The organism is Sphingobacterium olei, assembly GCF_005048855.1.
In the GTDB taxonomy this organism is placed as follows: Bacteria; Bacteroidota; Bacteroidia; order Sphingobacteriales; family Sphingobacteriaceae; genus Sphingobacterium; species Sphingobacterium olei.
The window spans coordinates 238,239-254,615 of the sequence record NZ_SUME01000007.1 but is presented as its reverse complement, the minus strand read 5'-3'; the positions used below and the strand labels follow the sequence as shown (position 1 = coordinate 254,615).

At 41.4% G+C, this 16,377-nt stretch carries 12 protein-coding genes; all 12 read left to right on the top strand.

The features are described 5' to 3' along the window. Positions 1 to 117 precede the first annotated feature (117 nt). The 12 genes from FAZ15_RS17245 (at position 118) to FAZ15_RS17190 (ending at position 16,339) form a co-directional block, all read left to right on the top strand. A complete protein-coding gene (locus FAZ15_RS17245; protein WP_136902560.1) occupies positions 118 to 3,756 on the top strand; it encodes a SusC/RagA family TonB-linked outer membrane protein in 3,639 nt (1,212 codons plus the stop codon). 10 nt (positions 3,757 to 3,766) lie between these two features. Next, positions 3,767 to 5,221, top strand: a complete 1,455-nt coding sequence (locus tag FAZ15_RS17240) for a RagB/SusD family nutrient uptake outer membrane protein (protein ID WP_136902559.1) — start codon at positions 3,767 to 3,769, stop codon at positions 5,219 to 5,221. A gap of 1 nt (position 5,222) precedes the next feature. Continuing rightward, positions 5,223 to 6,092 (top strand): substrate import-associated zinc metallohydrolase lipoprotein, encoded by an 870-nt coding sequence (locus tag FAZ15_RS17235; protein WP_136902558.1) that lies wholly within the window; start codon positions 5,223 to 5,225, stop codon positions 6,090 to 6,092. An 11-nt stretch (positions 6,093 to 6,103) separates the two neighbouring features. Then, the gene (locus FAZ15_RS17230; protein WP_136902557.1) at positions 6,104 to 7,120 is read left to right on the top strand and encodes a DUF4302 domain-containing protein; all 1,017 of its coding nucleotides are present in this window, start codon (positions 6,104 to 6,106) and stop codon (positions 7,118 to 7,120) included. 63 nt (positions 7,121 to 7,183) lie between these two features. After that, the gene (locus tag FAZ15_RS17225; RefSeq protein ID WP_136902556.1) at positions 7,184 to 8,008 is read left to right on the top strand and encodes a hypothetical protein; all 825 of its coding nucleotides are present in this window, start codon (positions 7,184 to 7,186) and stop codon (positions 8,006 to 8,008) included. A gap of 207 nt (positions 8,009 to 8,215) precedes the next feature. Next, positions 8,216 to 8,770: a TetR/AcrR family transcriptional regulator gene (locus FAZ15_RS17220; protein ID WP_136902555.1), complete on the top strand. Its 555-nt coding sequence runs from the start codon at positions 8,216 to 8,218 to the stop codon at positions 8,768 to 8,770. An 85-nt stretch (positions 8,771 to 8,855) separates the two neighbouring features. Continuing rightward, positions 8,856 to 9,272 (top strand): hypothetical protein, encoded by a 417-nt coding sequence (locus tag FAZ15_RS17215; protein ID WP_136902554.1) that lies wholly within the window; start codon positions 8,856 to 8,858, stop codon positions 9,270 to 9,272. Between the two features lie 113 nt (positions 9,273 to 9,385). Continuing rightward, a complete protein-coding gene (locus FAZ15_RS17210) occupies positions 9,386 to 10,147 on the top strand; it encodes an SDR family NAD(P)-dependent oxidoreductase (RefSeq protein ID WP_136902553.1) in 762 nt (253 codons plus the stop codon). Between the two features lie 90 nt (positions 10,148 to 10,237). Beyond that, a complete protein-coding gene (locus tag FAZ15_RS17205; protein ID WP_162304990.1) occupies positions 10,238 to 10,807 on the top strand; it encodes a TetR/AcrR family transcriptional regulator in 570 nt (189 codons plus the stop codon). A 45-nt stretch (positions 10,808 to 10,852) separates the two neighbouring features. Next, on the top strand, positions 10,853 to 12,214 hold the full coding sequence (locus FAZ15_RS17200; RefSeq protein ID WP_136902551.1) for a TolC family protein: 1,362 nt from the start codon (positions 10,853 to 10,855) through the stop codon (positions 12,212 to 12,214). 7 nt (positions 12,215 to 12,221) lie between these two features. Next, positions 12,222 to 13,268, top strand: coding sequence for an efflux RND transporter periplasmic adaptor subunit (locus FAZ15_RS17195; RefSeq protein WP_136902550.1), 1,047 nt, complete (start codon positions 12,222 to 12,224; stop codon positions 13,266 to 13,268). An 11-nt stretch (positions 13,269 to 13,279) separates the two neighbouring features. Next, on the top strand, positions 13,280 to 16,339 hold the full coding sequence (locus FAZ15_RS17190; RefSeq protein WP_136902549.1) for an efflux RND transporter permease subunit: 3,060 nt from the start codon (positions 13,280 to 13,282) through the stop codon (positions 16,337 to 16,339). Positions 16,340 to 16,377: the final 38 nt, after the last annotated feature.

Genomic DNA, 16,377 nt, shown 5'->3' with positions numbered 1-16,377 from the left:
CCCCAGCGATGTGGTTTTAAAATTCGTTGGTATTAAATAAATTTTTCTAACCAGTACAAATATAGGTAATATGGTGCATATGCTCCCTATGCTTATCCTTGTGCTCAACACACGATTATGAATATAAAGAAGTTATTGTGCCTGTTTTATGGAGATATGCATAAAATAAAGGCACGGCTTACGGTAAACGACCAAACCTTATTGGCAATGAAACTGACTATAGTACTCATGTTGTCCATTTTAGTTCAGGTATCGGGAAACACTTTTGGACAAAATGTGAAACTTAATTTTAAAAAGCAACGTCTCGAGATCGTTCTCAACGAACTAAAAAGGCAAACCGGATATAGTTTTTTGATCAACTCAAGTTATCTTAAGTATGCTAACCCCGTATCCATCATAGTATACGACGAACCATTGGGTGTTGTGCTGGATGAGATATTTACCAAACAACCCTTTAATTATATCATTTCTGAAAAGATCATTACCATTAATCCCGAATCAGTTCGACAGGATTTGGTCGTTCAGCAAAAAATAAATGGACGCGTATTGGACGAGGAAGGTAAATCAATTGCGGGGGTGACTATTACCGAGATCGGAACAAATACGTCTACGAATTCGGATACGGAGGGACGCTTTTCGATCACGATCGGTAAACCGGCAGCAGTACTACGGTTCAGTTCTTTAGGTTATTTGCCGATGGACAGACCAGCGGCAGCCGGCATGGTTGTTCGCTTAGTTATGGAAGACAAAAGCATTGACGAAGTTGTCGTAACAGGGTTTCAGAATATTGATAAAAGCAAATTTACCGGGTCGGTGAGTCAAGTGGATAAGAAAAACATTGACCGGTCTGGCTCGTTGGATGTTTCGAGGATGTTGCAGGGTGCTGCTGCAGGTGTGTCTGTGCAGAATACATCGGGAACATTCGGTGCTACGCCAAAAATACGTATACGTGGAAACTCATCCATCAGTGCCAACCAAGAGCCTCTGTACGTGATTAATGGCGTTCCTATTACATCTCCGGCAAATGTTGCGGTTAATCAGTTGTATAGTGGTGATCCGGCCTCCGTATTGGGATCTGCGATTGCAGGATTGAATGCGCAGGATATCGAAGATATACAGATTTTGAAAGATGGCGCCGCGACTGCACTATACGGTACACGGGCGGCAAATGGCGTAATCTCCATTACGACAAAACGCGGTTCATACAACTCCCGTGATGTAAATTTAAGTACTGCCTTTTCCGTAGGGGTAAAGCCGGATATCGGGAATTTCAACTTAATGAATTCTAATCAGGAAATGCAATTGTACAAGGAAATGTACGACAGGGGCTATCTCTCGAATGCGAACTGGCCTAACTTCACTGGTGCATTTACCGAAGCCTACCGTCAGCTCGCGCTTCGTAATTATACGTTGGATGATGCGTACATGGAACTGAATAAATCTGCGAAAGCCAATACCGATTGGTTTGATGTGTTGTTTAGAAATAATTTGATACAGGAGCATAGTCTTTCTTTCTCGGGTGGAGGCGACAAGCATACGTATTATGTCTCGGGAAGTTTGGCAGATGATAACGGCCAAGCTGTTGGATTTGGAACAAAGCGTTATACAACGGATTTGCGTACTGTTTTTAACATTACCCCTAAACTGGATCTGGATATCAACCTCAATTGGAATGCGCGGGATCAATCTACACCGGGGACGAATGAGTCAAAGACGCTGGCTTCAAGCAACTATTTTGAAGTAACCCGCGAATTTGAAATCAATCCTTTTCTGTATGCGATGAATACGAGTAGGGCGATGTATCCGTACCAAGCCGACGGGTCTTATAAATACTACCTGGAAAATCTGGCGCCATTTAATATTCTGGAAGAGCTAAAAGAAAATTTCAATGACGTAAAAGCACAAGAAGTTCGATTAATTGTAAGACCAACCTACAGATTAACGAAGAACTTACGCTTTGACGGTACCTACGCTATACGGAAGAACAATAGCCAAATCAGTCATATCGTGACCGAGCGTTCCAATATGGCGAATGCGTATAGAGTGGATTATAACGATGTATTGCGTAATCAGAATTCACTGTTATATCTTGATCCGAGCGAACCGAATGCATACCGCGAAACGATTTTGCCAGAAGGTGGGTTTCGGTATCTATGGAATAACTGGCAATCATTTTGGAGTGTCAGAAATCAACTTTCATTTAATGAGACTTTTGGAGAACATAAACTGAATGTACTAGGAGGTATGGAGATCGAACGTACCTACGTGGATCGAACGTATTCTAAAGCATACGGTTATTTGTATTACGGTGGTAAGATCGCATCTCCTTCTCCGTTAGCGATGGTGTATGCGTTGAATAGAGATGACCGTACGTATATTGAAACCTTTAATGACCGGAGATCAGCCGGTTTTTATGCCAATATCCAATATACATTCAAAAACAGGTATAATTTTGATTTAAGTGGTCGTCAGGATGGTAGTAATATGTTCGGGAAAATGCAGCGGTCCAAATTCCTTCCGAATTATGGATTAGGTTTTGCATGGAATGTGGAGCGTGAAGAATTGTTCGAAAAGTGGAATGCGGCAGGTCACATCGACTACTTAAAACTCCGGGTGAGCCATGCGTTGAGAGGTAATAGTTTTGAAACCTCGCCCATGCTAAATGCTAATATTATTAATATACCGCGATTGGATAGGGTAAACACCGCGAAAGGCATAAGTGTACTAGAGCCAGAATTGTATAACTTGGCCTGGGAGAAAGATTACACCACGAATTATGCCTTTGATTTATCGCTATATAATCGACTGACATTAACTGCGGAATATTACACCCGAAAAAATAAGGACTTGGTGGTGCCATTCAATGTGGCGCAAGAGGATGGATTTGAATCGAAACGTATCAACTTTGGAACGATGACCAATAAAGGAGTTGATATCACACTCGGTTACCGTAATTTATTGAATAAGCGCGATTTCAATTGGGATGTGAATCTCATTTACGGTTATGTGAAAAATGAGTTATCGAATGGCGAATTACAATCTTCACAGCTTTCGCAAATTACAAATCCATTGGGGTACGCCATTGAAGGGTATCCTTTAGAGGGTTTATTCGGCTTTAATTATTCAAGGTTGAATTCCGAAGGGCGACCGCTTTTCTTGGGCGAAAATGGAGAACAAAATGGAATTGTCGCGGCTTCCAGAGACCGTGCATTAGTAAGTTATCTGGGTAGTCGCCAACCGCTGGGTACAGGATCGATAGCCAACTCTTTCCAGTATAAAGGCGTAGAGTTGCGTGTATTTTTGACCTATTCATACGGACATAAAGTCTTTACGCAGCCTGTCGCGACGCGTACTTATGATGATTCGGGATCGAAGTCCGGCGATTTGAACTACAGATGGCAAACCATAGGCGACGAAAATTACACCAATATTCCGGGACTACTGAGCACGATACAACGTACTCACCTAGGTACCATAAGTAATATCGACGAAACTGCTTACAACAGAAGTGATTTTCGGGCAGCAGATGCCAGCAACCTACGTGTTAGTGAGATTTTGTTGGCTTATGATCTTGGGCAGTACTTCCGGGGTAGAAATACGGCAATCAAAAATGCCCGTTTGATGCTCTCGGCAAACAATATTTATTACTGGTCCAGTGGCCGATTGAGAGGTGTTGATCCAGACCTGTATTTATCAGGAGGAACGTCCCTTCCCAATCCGAAATCATTCACCATGCGATTAACATTAGGTTTTTAGGAGGATAACAATGAAAAAGATACTACATACAATCATTTTACTTTTTGTGCTGGGATTATTCAATTCTTGTGAGAAGTTTTTAGATGCTCCGTACGACAATCGGGTGGAGATCAAGGATTTGGAAGATATTAATCTTCTTTTGGCCAACGCCTATCCGATGCGGGCGGATGTGTTTACGGAAATATTGACGGACAATTTTCACCACTATGCCACAACCATGCAGGCAAGCAATGGAGCAACTTACATTCCGATATACAATTGGGAAGATGAATTCTCCGATGCTATTACAACGGCTACGCCCACACATGCCTATTCGCATTACTATAAAAAAGTGTACGAGGCAAATCTAGCAATAGAACAGCTTGCGTCTTCTGGTATATCATCTCTTCAAAAAGATGCTTTATTAGGTGAGGCCCTGTTGTTGCGGGCCTATAACTATTTTGCATTGGTCAATTTGTTCTCGTTACACTATGACGAGGCGAATAATGCGACAAACCTGGGTGTGCCGTTGATTACAGAAGTGCCCAAAGGGAACAGGGAACTGTATGACAGAGCTACTGTGAAGGAGATATACGATCAGATTGATAAGGATGTCGAAGAAGGTCTCGCCCTGATGAAAAAGGGTGTCTCATATGTTCCTAAGACGCCGTATCGGTTTACATTGGCGAGTGTGCATGCATTCTTATCACGTATTAATTTATACAAGGGTAAATGGGAGGAAGCTGCGCAATATGCAGATCTTGTTTTGGCTGAAAAGGGTGTAATAGTCCGTAAAATGAGCGAAGATGTGGCCCGAAAATCCTCGTCTACTGAAGCATTTTGGGCCCAGGAGATGATGAATCCAAGCATCCATCCCAATCTGCTGCTTGTTAACCAAACGAATTTATTCCTTTGTCGACCTTTTGGCTATCGTCTAGGTGGTTTTTATTTAGCACATAATATGTTCTATACTACACCGAGTTCGGATTACCGGTCGCATCAGTTCAGCTCGGGCGGTACGGTTATCGATAGTGTGGCATTGGTCGTGAAATATGCCAATCAGCCAAATAATCCCAATGCTGCGCAGGCACGTTACGATTGTTTCACAATGGAAGAAGTATTATTGAATAGGGCAGAAGCCACTCTGCGCAAAGCAAATCCGGACATCGACAAAGCTATGGCTGATGTGGAAGCGATCCGTAAAGAGCGGTTCAGTGCTGCGAATTATAGAACATTGGCGACACCTGCCAATGTAAGCGAGGCGCTGGAGTTAGTGCTTCGTGAAAGAAAGCTTGAGTTGATAGGTCAGGGGTTTCGATGGTATGATATCAAACGAATGGGTATTCAGGTCGAACATCGGATGATCCGTACCGATCCCAAGACCGCAAATATTCTCGCACCTAATGACAAACGGACTGCCTTACAGATTCCGATTCAGGCACGGCTGGGCAATCCTTTACTAGACAATCAATTAAATCCAAGATAAGATGAAGAAGATTATTTATATATTTTTATCTGTTCTCCTTCTTACGGCATGTGAGAAAGAAAACTATCCCCTAGGCGAAGTGGACGAAAATGTGGATTACTTCTCGAAAAGAACGGTGAAGCCCCAGTCTGAATGGAACGAACTGGATTACCTCTGCGATTCTATTCAGAAGGCTTTCGGTGTAGAGATTATTTATGAGTATACCCCTCGTATTATTGCGGGTACCACCTTCTTCATGCCTCCACAGTACGATAAGGCCTTGCCTTATACGAAGGTTATGCTTAATAAGATATGGCTTAAACCGCTAAAGGAAGAGTTTCCAGAATTTTTCGCAGGAGAGACTCCGATTGAATTTATCCTTGCCGGAGGCTTTATTCACTTTAATAATCCTACAGCGACGGCAACTGCCGCTGGTGCAGGTTTAAACGGACAGTTTTATAGACTCGGTATGGGAGGGGTAAACAATTTCTCGACCTCAAAAAATTGGCTATACGGTCATATTGTAACACTATATCACGAACATGCGCATCAGATTGACCATAAATACGGGCGCGGCTTTGTATTTGACCGCATTTCGCAGGGTAAATACTACGGTCTAGCCGGCTACAGTTCCAGAACGGAAGCGCAGGCGCAGCGTGATGGGTTTTGGCGGGCGTACGGCGGATATGCTCCTGAAGAAGATTTCGCTACGGGTGTAGAGCATATGGTTCGCTATCCCGAAGCGACTATCAAGCAAATCCTTGCCACAAGTGCAAGTCTAGATCTGGCCGACAAATATAAAATGGTACATCAAATGTATTTAGATATGGGGGTTGATTTACATCAATTACATAACGTAGTGGATTCGGTGGTTTATCAAGTGAATTATTAAAATAGATTGTTATGAGAAAAATACTATATCATTTGTTTTTCTTCGTCGGAAGCATAGTTTTGTTGGCTTCATGCGAAAAGGACAATATCACAAATGCGTATTTCGAGGATAATACAGAACGGCAGGAAAAAGTAGCGAAAGAAGCGAAGGAAATGCTCGCTTCTGCCGAAAATGGATGGGTAATGATGGTGAAAACAGGACTGAATTCCGATGTATATACACCTATTGTTCTAAAGTTTGATACGGTAACGAATCGATTGTACGTGAAGACCGTATACGGAGAGACAGCAGATACGGAATCGTATTTTCGTATTACGACCGGTACGGGGGCACCTCAGTTGATCTTTACAACGGGCTCGATCATGTCTTCATTATACCGGGTTGGGGCACAAGCTTCTGATATCACAGACCATATTTATAATATTGTCGGCGTGTCTAGCGATACGGTAGCCATCCAGTGTTATCGTAGTGGAAACGTATATGCGAAAGAAGGTGGTGTAATCTATAAGATGTTCAAAAGACCTGTAGATTGGAAATGGGCAGATGGCGAAAACTATTTTGACTTTAATGCGAGTGGATTTGGTACAAATGTGTTGGGGACGGCATCACGTGTTCAGCTGGAGTATGTCAATAGCCCTGAAAAGAATAGGACGATTGCATCTGGATTTTCTGCAGTAGCGGCAGCTAATCTGTCGACGATGCGTAATGGATTTGCTTTTCAGATTTCAAGGAATATTGGTACGGGCGGGTTTGCACCGACGAATTATGTGTTTTTTAGATTCCCATACCTAACAACGAATTATGACGGTGCACCTATTTTTGCCAACAATGCATTAAGTTTTTTACCTCAGCCAGCCGGTTATACCAATAATGTAACATATATGACGTATTTTATAAATACATTTAATTTTCATTATTTGGTGTGTAAAAGTGTAGTTCGTACGGGAAATAACGTAAAGATGGAGTTTGAAGCGTATGACAAAGCAGGCAAGGTCATTGTGAAAGCAACGTACGATAATTTATTGTAATATTTGTTTCAAGTTTGTTTACCGAAGGTCTGATATTTTATCAGGCCTTCATTCTTAAAATATATGAAAGCGTACACTTTATACACTCTGTCTTTTTTGCTGATTTTAAGCAGCTGCCATACAAAGGAGTCAAAACATAAGGAAGGTGAAATACATGTTTTGTTTCAAAATCTCCCTGTTGATAGTTGTTCGGTTAGAGTACATCATATCATTACGGGAAAGGAGGTGTTTAGCTTGTCAGCTGCATCACTCGATAAGCCCATCGCTATGCCTGCTCTGGAAGATGACATGTATATTGCGGTATTATCCTGGCCTCGAACACTGATATCCCACAGCGTATTCTACAGCCGCTCATTTAATGCGCAACAGGATCAGGATTTCTTTGAGCTCACCAAACCACTCTTGCTGCATAAAAAACATGGATCTAATTATGTCATATTGACTGAAAATAGGGTAAGTATAGAAGAGATTGAAGCCGATGGAGCCGAAATACTCAAGTTCAAAAATATTGATTGCGCGGAATGCGATTTGGCCGATGAATATTGGCGCTTATTCGGTTCTTTTTTTAAGCGAAAACAGCTGTTATTGGATAGCTTAAAAGGTACGTATTATAGCCATATAGAAAGTTCAGATCTCTCGAAGGGACGGGATGCATTCCTGAAACTGGAAGACGTTAAGACAAACTACTTGAAAGACGACGTTTTAGATCGGCAGGTGGAACAGATGGTAGTACGCTATCCAACAAGTTCAGTCTCGACGTTTTTTCTCTTTTACCAACTTTATAACCACCGTGAGTTTGCAAAATTTCATTCTGCCTATAAGGCGCTACGAGGGGATGCGCTTAAATCCAAATACTACGATATGGTGCAAAACCAATACGAAGAGTAGTGTATGGAAGTGTTTAGTTTCCAATAAGAGTCATCTGGATCAAGGTGGCTTTTTTTTTAATCTTGAAATGCGTAGCTGTAGGGCTAGGGATCATCTTTTCTAGAAGTAGAAGAGGGTTGAGGTATTTTAAAAATCTCTTTTTCCTATTGATGGATGAAGAGATGTTAATTAAATTAATATATTTGTCTATCTATAGGTAGGTAGACAATGGATACGAGAGACAAAATATTAGAAGTTACAGCAGAACTGGTCATGCGTGATGGGTACAATGCTTTTAGCTATAAAGATATTTCCAAAAAGATTGGCATTAAGACATCGTCAATACATTACCATTTTCCAACCAAATCTGATCTTATCCTATCGCTTATACAAGATGCTTGTGTAAAGCAAAATGAAATTATTTCTGCGGTGGAGGCCAGCACACCTTTAAGAAAACTAGACGTGTTTATGGATTTCTATTTGTCTTTGGCGCGACAAGGAAAAATATGTTTGGTCGTAGCTCTTTTATCGGATATCAATAGCATGGATAACCGGGTAAAAGATGAACTGAAATCCTTCTACGAATTATTGATCAATTGGTTGCAATCTATTCTTGAAGACGGCTTGAAAAGAGAACAAATGGTTTTCGCAACAACACCTCTTGTAAAAGCGACGGAAATAATGAGCGCAGTGGCGATGATACCCATTCTTTCAAGGATTGGAACTAATCAATCTTTTGAGCAAATAGTTGAATCAATTAAGAATAGCATTATGATTAATTGATTAATCGGTACAGATCATTTTTACGTTCACTTCAAGCTCCTTGGGTTTGATACATTTAGTAACCAATACTATTACATATTTGGAAATGGACAAATCAGACAACAGACAAAATCCTAACTCATGGCATATAGGCGAAGTAATTCGGAACCTTGTCAAAGAAAAAGAAATTACGACAGATGTCCTAGCTGCTTATCTGGAAATAAGTGATGAGGGGTTGGAAGAAATTTATCAAAGCCATTCCATCGATATTAAAAAGCTGATAAAAATTTCAGAACTACTCAATTATAATTTGTTCATATATTATCTCGACAATAAAATCATCGGAGATTTGTTTGAAAATCAAATGAACGTACTTGACCCCCAGATAAAAAATCTAATTCTCAACCTAGAAACAAAAAACGAGGAACTAGCCAGATTAAAAATTCTGACGGAAGCGCAGCGAAAAGTTATTGAATTATATGAAACGAAGGCGTACCTGCACACCGATAACCAAAAAAAATAAGTAGAAAAATAATGTTTCAGATGTAATAATAAAATCATTTTTATAAAAAGGTTCGATTTTATTGAACACTGTTCAATATATTTGTGGCATAAATATTTTTAATTTTTTATGAAATGAAAACAGCATTAATAACAGGCGCAAGTGGAGGCATAGGCTTTGAGGTTGCAAAACGTCTTGCAGCCCAGGATTATCGGCTCACTTTGGTGGCACGGAATGAACAAAAACTCAAATCGCTTCAAGAGCTATTGGGAACAGATACCCATACTATTCTTGTAGCAGATCTGACAAAAAAGGAAGATATCCAAAAAGTCAGCAATCATCTCAGCACGCACGGGTATGACTTACTCATCAATAATGCCGGCACCGGTACATACGGCAAATTCGTTGAAATATCGCTTGAAGAGCAGTTAGACTCCATGGTGCTAAATATGGACGCAGTGGTAAGTTTATCGTATGCATTTTTAAACAATGCGAAGCCCGGTAATGCTTTGGTAAATGTAGGATCATTGCTTGCGCACTCATCGCTGCCAGGCGGTGCTGTGTATGCAGCGACAAAAGGTTTTGTAGCTAACTTTTCAGAATCCCTTTGGTACGAATTTAAAAATAAGGGTATATTTGTGACAGGCTTTAATCCAGGCGCTGCCGATTCGGATTTTCATTCCAATGCTGGACGGGAAACCAGCGCGTTTCCAAAATTTGTTGTCTCTTCTATCGCAGAAGTAGCTGATGAACTAATCAATGCGCTGAATAACAGAAACAAGCCAAGAATTGTTCAAGGGTTTAAAAACAGAATGATGCTTTTTGGCTTCAGATTTTTGAGCAGAAAGGCGGCTGTAAACATTATGGGCCAGCTAAGCCCGGGATTGTCACATTAAATGGGGGATTGCGGAGAGCAAATTTTAGAAACGATTTTATTTTAATACTGAATGGGTATAGCGGAGAGAAAACAAGAAGAAAAACAAGACATGCAGAAGCGCATTCTGGATGCGGCACGTAAGATATTTCTAGATAAGGGGTATGAAAAGACCAGCATGCGAAATATTGCAAGCGAAATCAATTATAGCCCTGGAATGATCTATTTTCATTTCAAGGACAAGAGCGAAATATTTCACGAGCTTCATAAGGAGGGATTTAGGTTATTACTTGCCCAGTTGAAGATATTGGATAAAATAGCTGACCCTTTTGAGCGACTGAAGGCAGTTGGAAGAGTGTTCATTCAGTTCGCACAGGATAATAAAGATTATTATAATCTTATGTTTATGGTAGAAGAGCCTGCAAAAGCATCTACCGAAGGAGGCTTCAAAATTGCTCAGGAAGCGATCAATCATCTCTTGGAGCTGGTCAAAGAATGTCAGGCAGAAGGTAGATTTGTCGGAATGGATCAGGATTATTTTTCCTTTATGCTCCTTTCGTCGCTTCACGGAATATGTGCATTGTTCTGTAAAGACCGCACGACAAGTTTTCAAAATAAGTCAAATGAAGACCTAATGAAATATGGATATGAGTGTTTTGTTTCATTACTGGAAAAAGGATAATCCTTTTTTTTGCTCAGAAATTGAACACTGTTTAAAATTATTACAATGATTAATGTTTTTCAAAAAAATCTATTTTGGTGTTGCATAGTCTACACTATTTTCACCCCAAATGTAGCCGCCGCACAATCGAAATTGGACAGCTATATCAGGCAGGGAATTGAGTCAAACCAAAGTATAAATCAACAGAATTTTATTCTGGAAAAGAATGTATACGCACTGGGAGAAGCAAAAAGTATGTTCCTGCCCAATGTCGCTTTTTCTACGACATACACGAAAGCGGATGGTGGCCGTACAATAGACATCCCGGTTGGTGATCTGATGAATAACGTGTACGCCACGCTTAATCAACTTACGGGAAGCAACTCCTTTCCGCAGCTACAGAACCAACGGGAATTGTTGAATCCAGACAATTTCTACGATGCAAAATTCCGCATAACCCAACCCATTCTGAATGCGGAACTTCGCTATAATAAAAAGATCAAGTCGAAGCAGATCGATCTTCAGAAAACGGAGGTACTTCTCTACAAGCGGGAACTGGTGAAGGAAATCAAAACGGCCTACTATAATTATCTGAAGGCAACAAATGCCGTGCAAATATATCAGTCTTACTTAAAACTGGTAACCGAAGGGGAGAGAGTTAACAAAAGTCTTTTCGATAATGGAAAGATAAACCGAACCGCTGTGGTCAGAAGCCAAAATGAAGTTTCAAAAATCGAGGCTGCTATTGTCGAGGCAATAAAAACGCAAGAATCTGCACAATACTACTTTAATTTTCTGCTGAACCGCCCTTTATCAGATGATATCTTGGTTGATGAAATTTCGGATCTCCCAGCAGACGATTTATTACGGGCTGATAATATCAGTAACCGTGAAGAACTCTCCAAACTAAAGATAGCAAAGAATATCAAAGAAGATCTAACGGGGCTAGCAAAGTCATACCTTATTCCGAAGATCGGGGCCAATCTAGACTTGGGTTCGCAGGCTTTTGACTGGAAATTCAATAGGGATTCCCGGTATTACTTGTTTGGCATTTCGTTAGAATGGAACCTGTTTGCCTCGGGAAAGAACAACTATCGAATCAAACAGACTATTGCCGAGCAACATGCTATTGCATCTCAGACCGATTATGTGGAGCAACAGCTCTTTACAGAGCTCAAAGTCCGGCAGGCCAATATGCAGCGGGCAATTGCCCAGTACCATGCTGCCCAGAGCCAGTTAAATACCAGCCAGATTTATTACCACGATATGTCAAAACTGTATAAGGAAGGGATGGCTATCTATATCGAGCTGCTGGATGCCCAAAACCAATGGATCGATTCCCAGCTCCAAGCAAACATTGCGCTTTTCGATACCTGGATATCCTATTCTGCCATCGAACGCGCAAACGCTAGTTTTAACATACAATAATATACACATGAAAAAAAATCAATTTGCAATCGTTGCTTCTGCATTATTTCTGTTCTCGTGCAATGAGCACCCTAAAAATACAAATCCACTTGGTGAGCCCGATGTTATAGCCGTAAAGGTTGCCCCTGTCTCCTCATTAAACGTGCCGAGCACGATAGAAGCTACCGGACTGATCAGTACCGAAGACCAGGCAAACTATTCCTTTAAGATTGGTGGCATCATCAGCCGTATACTGGTACATGAAGGAGAATTTTTCCGCAAAGGCCAATTGCTGGCCACGCTTAATGCCACCGAGATAGCAGCCGGTCTTGCACAATCCGGGCTAGGGGTCGAAAAAGCCCAACGCGACTATGATCGGGCGATCAACCTTTATAGGGACAGTGTCTTTACCTTGGAGCAGCTGCAAAATACAAGGACCGCTCTTGAAGTTGCCAAGCAGGCTAAAGAGGCTGTTGCATTTGATGAGCGCCACGCAAAAATATATGCCGCATCTGACGGTTTTGTAGCCAAGAAAATTGCCAACGAAGGAGAAGTAGTGGGAGGGGGGATGCCGATACTGCTAACCAACTCCGTGCAGCACAATGCCAGCTATCTTCTTAAAGTCGGTGTAACGGACGTGGAATGGGCCGCAATTAAGGTCGGTCAGCCTGCACAGGTTAGATTGGATGGTTATCCAGACCAGCTTTTTGAAGCAGCGGTATTCCGAAAGCTGCAGTCGGCAGATAGAGAGATCGGCTCTTTCCAGGTAGAGCTGAAGCTACAGCTTCAAAAAGTTGTTCCTCCTGTGGGCATGTTCGGGCGAGCAGAAATAGCCATCAGTGAGGATGAAAATGCCGTTGTCATTCCGTTCAGTTCATTAGTGGAGGCGGATGGCAACAAAGGCTTCGTGTTTACGGCAGTCGGTGCAAACCGCGTAAAGAAAATTCCCGTAAACATTATGAAGTTTGAAAATGACGGGGTATTCCTGCGTGGCAACCTTGAGGGAATAAATCAGATTGTTATTTCCAACAGTGCTTACCTGAACGAGCAGTCCACTATTAAAATAATCAAGTAAACTGTACAAAAATGAAAATTACAAATTTTGCTGTAAAAAATTACCAGTTTACCCTTATCATATTTGTTTTGATATCGGTCGTGGGGTTGCTTACGCTATTCAACATGCCACGGTCGGAAGACCCCACCACTAATCCGCCACAATACCTGGTAACAGTTATATACCCGGGCACGAGTCCAAAGGATATGGAAGAACAGGTCGTAAAACCTATCGAAAACAAAATATACGGACTCGAAAATATTGATAAAATCCTGACCACAATCGAGGATGGGGTAGCTGCTATCCAGATTAAATTTAAGTATGGTGTAGATGTGGACAATAAATACCAGGAGATATCGACCGAAATAAATGCACTCAAAAATGGAGCGCTTCCGAAGGATATCTATTTGATTAAAACGGAAAAAATTTCTTCTGCTGATGTAAAAATCATTCAAACGGCATTAATATCCAACACCGCTTCATCCAAGGTATTGAGAGATCAGGCAGACATCCTTAAAACGAAACTGGAAAAGATAACCAATCTTCGGGAAGTTAACTATTCGGGTATGCCCGAGCAGGAAATTCGGATCGACATGCAATTGGATAAATTGGCCCAATTAAAAATACCCTTAAATCTGGTTATTGGCAGCTTGCAAAGCGAAGCGGCAGATATTCCGGGCGGGAGCATCAACTTGGCCGATAAAGTTTTCAATGTAAAAACCAGTGGTAAATTCAAAAATGTTGACGATGTAGCCAATACGGTTATTTATAATGCTAATGGCAAAATAGTCTACCTGAAAGATGTTGCCCATGTTAGTTATAAGGATGGTGTCGTTAGCCATATCACGCGTATCAACGGACATCGTTGTATACTCGTTAACGCTGCCATGAAAGATGATGTGGACATCAGTAAGGTGAAAAAAGAATACACCCCTGTGCTGGAGGAATTTAGCAACAGTTTGCCAGAGAACATAAAAATGGTCAAGAACTTTGATCAGGCAGATATGGTTGCGAAAAGATTGGGACACCTGGGCTTTGATTTTGGTCTGGCCATCCTTTTAGTCGTCATTACCCTACTTCCATTGGGCTTTAGAGCGTCCGTGATTGTAATGATCTCTATCCCGCTGTCGCTTGCGCTAGGTCTTATCGCGATGAACATGATGGGTTTTTCGCTTAATCAATTGAGCATAGTTGGTTTGGTGGTGGCCTTGGGCTTGTTGGTTGACGACAGTATTGTGGTGGTCGAAAATATAGAACGTTGGCTTAGGGAAGGACATTCCATCAAGGATGCTGTTTTAAAAGGTACCAAACAGATTGGCCTGGCCGTGGTAGGTTGTACCGCCACTTTGATCATAGCATTTTTGCCTCTTGCCTTTCTACCTGATATGGCCGGAGAATTTATTCGCAGTCTGCCGGTGGCGATAATTACCGCCGTACTGGCATCCATGATAGTTGCTCTGACCTTGGTGCCATTTGTGGGTAGCAAGATCTTGAAAACGCATACCCACGGAGAGGGCAATTACTTTTTGAAGAATTTACAAAAATTCCTGACCTTTTCCTATCGTAGAATAATGCCGCTTGCCCTAAAGTGGCCAAAGGTGACGATCGGCATATCAATCGCATTAAGCGTCCTGGCATTTTTATTATTCCCTCTCGCGGGTTTCAAACTTTTTCCAACCTCCGAGAAACCGATGTTTTTAGTGAATATAAAGATGCCCTTGCAGGCTGATATTCCAGAAAGTGACCGGGTGACCAAATTGGTGGAGAATGAATTGAAAAAACACGAAGAGATTGTTTATTATACATCAAATGTAGGAAAAGGCAATCCCCAGATTTATTACAACGTTCATCAGCAGGATATCAAACCCGATTTTGCCCAGGTTTTTGTGCAGATGGATGACGACGCGAGTCCGATTGCAAAAACCGAACTGATCAAAAAACTTCGGACCAAGTTTCAGGATTTTCCCTATGCCCGAATTGAGGTGAAGGACTTCGAGCAGGGGACACCAATTGAAGCTAATATTGTGGTAAGGGTATTTGGCGATAACCAGGACACTTTACGCGCGCTTTCATTTAAAGTAGAAGAGCTGTTGCGTAAGCATCCAGGTACATTTTTCACGAACAATGAGCTTAACACCTATAAATCAGATATAAAAATTACAATTGATAAGGAAAAAGCCCGGACTTTGGGTGTATTGACCAGCGATATAGATAAGGTGATCAGGTTGGCTGTTGCCGGATTAAACGTTGGCGATTATATTGATGATCGTGGAGATGCCAGAAACGTAGTGATAACAGTGCCGAGAGAAAAATTCTCCAATCTCGATGCCTTAAAGAATCTATATGTGAATAATATGCATGGCGCGCCGATACAGGTTGATCAGGTCGCCAGCATCGGATTTGAGACTTCTCCCACAGCTATCAACCATTTCAATAAGTCACGCTTTGCAAAAGTAACATCATTGTCAAAGGATAATTTCTATGCCAATGATATATTGAAAGATATTGTTCCGGAACTTGACAAAATGGAATTTCCAAAAGGGTATTATTATAAATTATCTGGGGAAGCGGAATCGGAAGGAGACGCGCTTGGCGGAAATTTCCTTTCCGTGATCATTTTAAGTGCGTTTCTTTTTGTAGCTGTTCTATTATTACAATTCAAAACTTTTAAAGGGATAATTATCGTTTTATCCATCATACCATTGGGTGTGCTGGGTGGTGTAATATTTTTGCTCCTAACCGGAAATCCGATGTCCTTAGTCTCCATTATTGGTTTCATAGGTTTATCGGGAATTCAGGTTAAGAATTCGTTACTGCTCGTTGATTTTACCAATCAACTAAGAGCAAAAGGACACAGCATAAATGTAGCCATTCACATCGCTGGCGAAACAAGGTTTTTACCTGTTGTGCTTACGTCGATAACCGCTATTTGTGGGCTGATCCCGATTGCCTTGAATCCGAATCCGCAAATAGCACCACTGGCAATTGTACTTATCGGGGGGCTTATAAGCTCAACTATCCTGTCAAGGATCGTAACACCGGTTATGTATAAATTAATGCCTCCTCAAATCGAAGTGGAGGAAACTGAATAACTTGTTTCTGTAATCTATTATCAGCAGTGCCCTTATCA

What these genes read in the sequence shown, in the direction of transcription:
- FAZ15_RS17245 (WP_136902560.1), top strand. Translation starts at nt 118, where the DNA reads ATGAATATAAAGAAGTTATTGTGCCTGTTTTATGGAGATATGCATAAA.
- FAZ15_RS17240 (WP_136902559.1), top strand. Translation starts at nt 3,767, where the DNA reads ATGAAAAAGATACTACATACAATCATTTTACTTTTTGTGCTGGGATTA.
- FAZ15_RS17235 (WP_136902558.1), top strand. Translation starts at nt 5,223, where the DNA reads ATGAAGAAGATTATTTATATATTTTTATCTGTTCTCCTTCTTACGGCA.
- FAZ15_RS17230 (WP_136902557.1), top strand. Translation starts at nt 6,104, where the DNA reads ATGAGAAAAATACTATATCATTTGTTTTTCTTCGTCGGAAGCATAGTT.
- FAZ15_RS17225 (WP_136902556.1), top strand. Translation starts at nt 7,184, where the DNA reads ATGAAAGCGTACACTTTATACACTCTGTCTTTTTTGCTGATTTTAAGC.
- FAZ15_RS17220 (WP_136902555.1), top strand. Translation starts at nt 8,216, where the DNA reads ATGGATACGAGAGACAAAATATTAGAAGTTACAGCAGAACTGGTCATG.
- FAZ15_RS17215 (WP_136902554.1), top strand. Translation starts at nt 8,856, where the DNA reads ATGGACAAATCAGACAACAGACAAAATCCTAACTCATGGCATATAGGC.
- FAZ15_RS17210 (WP_136902553.1), top strand. Translation starts at nt 9,386, where the DNA reads ATGAAAACAGCATTAATAACAGGCGCAAGTGGAGGCATAGGCTTTGAG.
- FAZ15_RS17205 (WP_162304990.1), top strand. Translation starts at nt 10,238, where the DNA reads ATGCAGAAGCGCATTCTGGATGCGGCACGTAAGATATTTCTAGATAAG.
- FAZ15_RS17200 (WP_136902551.1), top strand. Translation starts at nt 10,853, where the DNA reads ATGATTAATGTTTTTCAAAAAAATCTATTTTGGTGTTGCATAGTCTAC.
- FAZ15_RS17195 (WP_136902550.1), top strand. Translation starts at nt 12,222, where the DNA reads ATGAAAAAAAATCAATTTGCAATCGTTGCTTCTGCATTATTTCTGTTC.
- FAZ15_RS17190 (WP_136902549.1), top strand. Translation starts at nt 13,280, where the DNA reads ATGAAAATTACAAATTTTGCTGTAAAAAATTACCAGTTTACCCTTATC.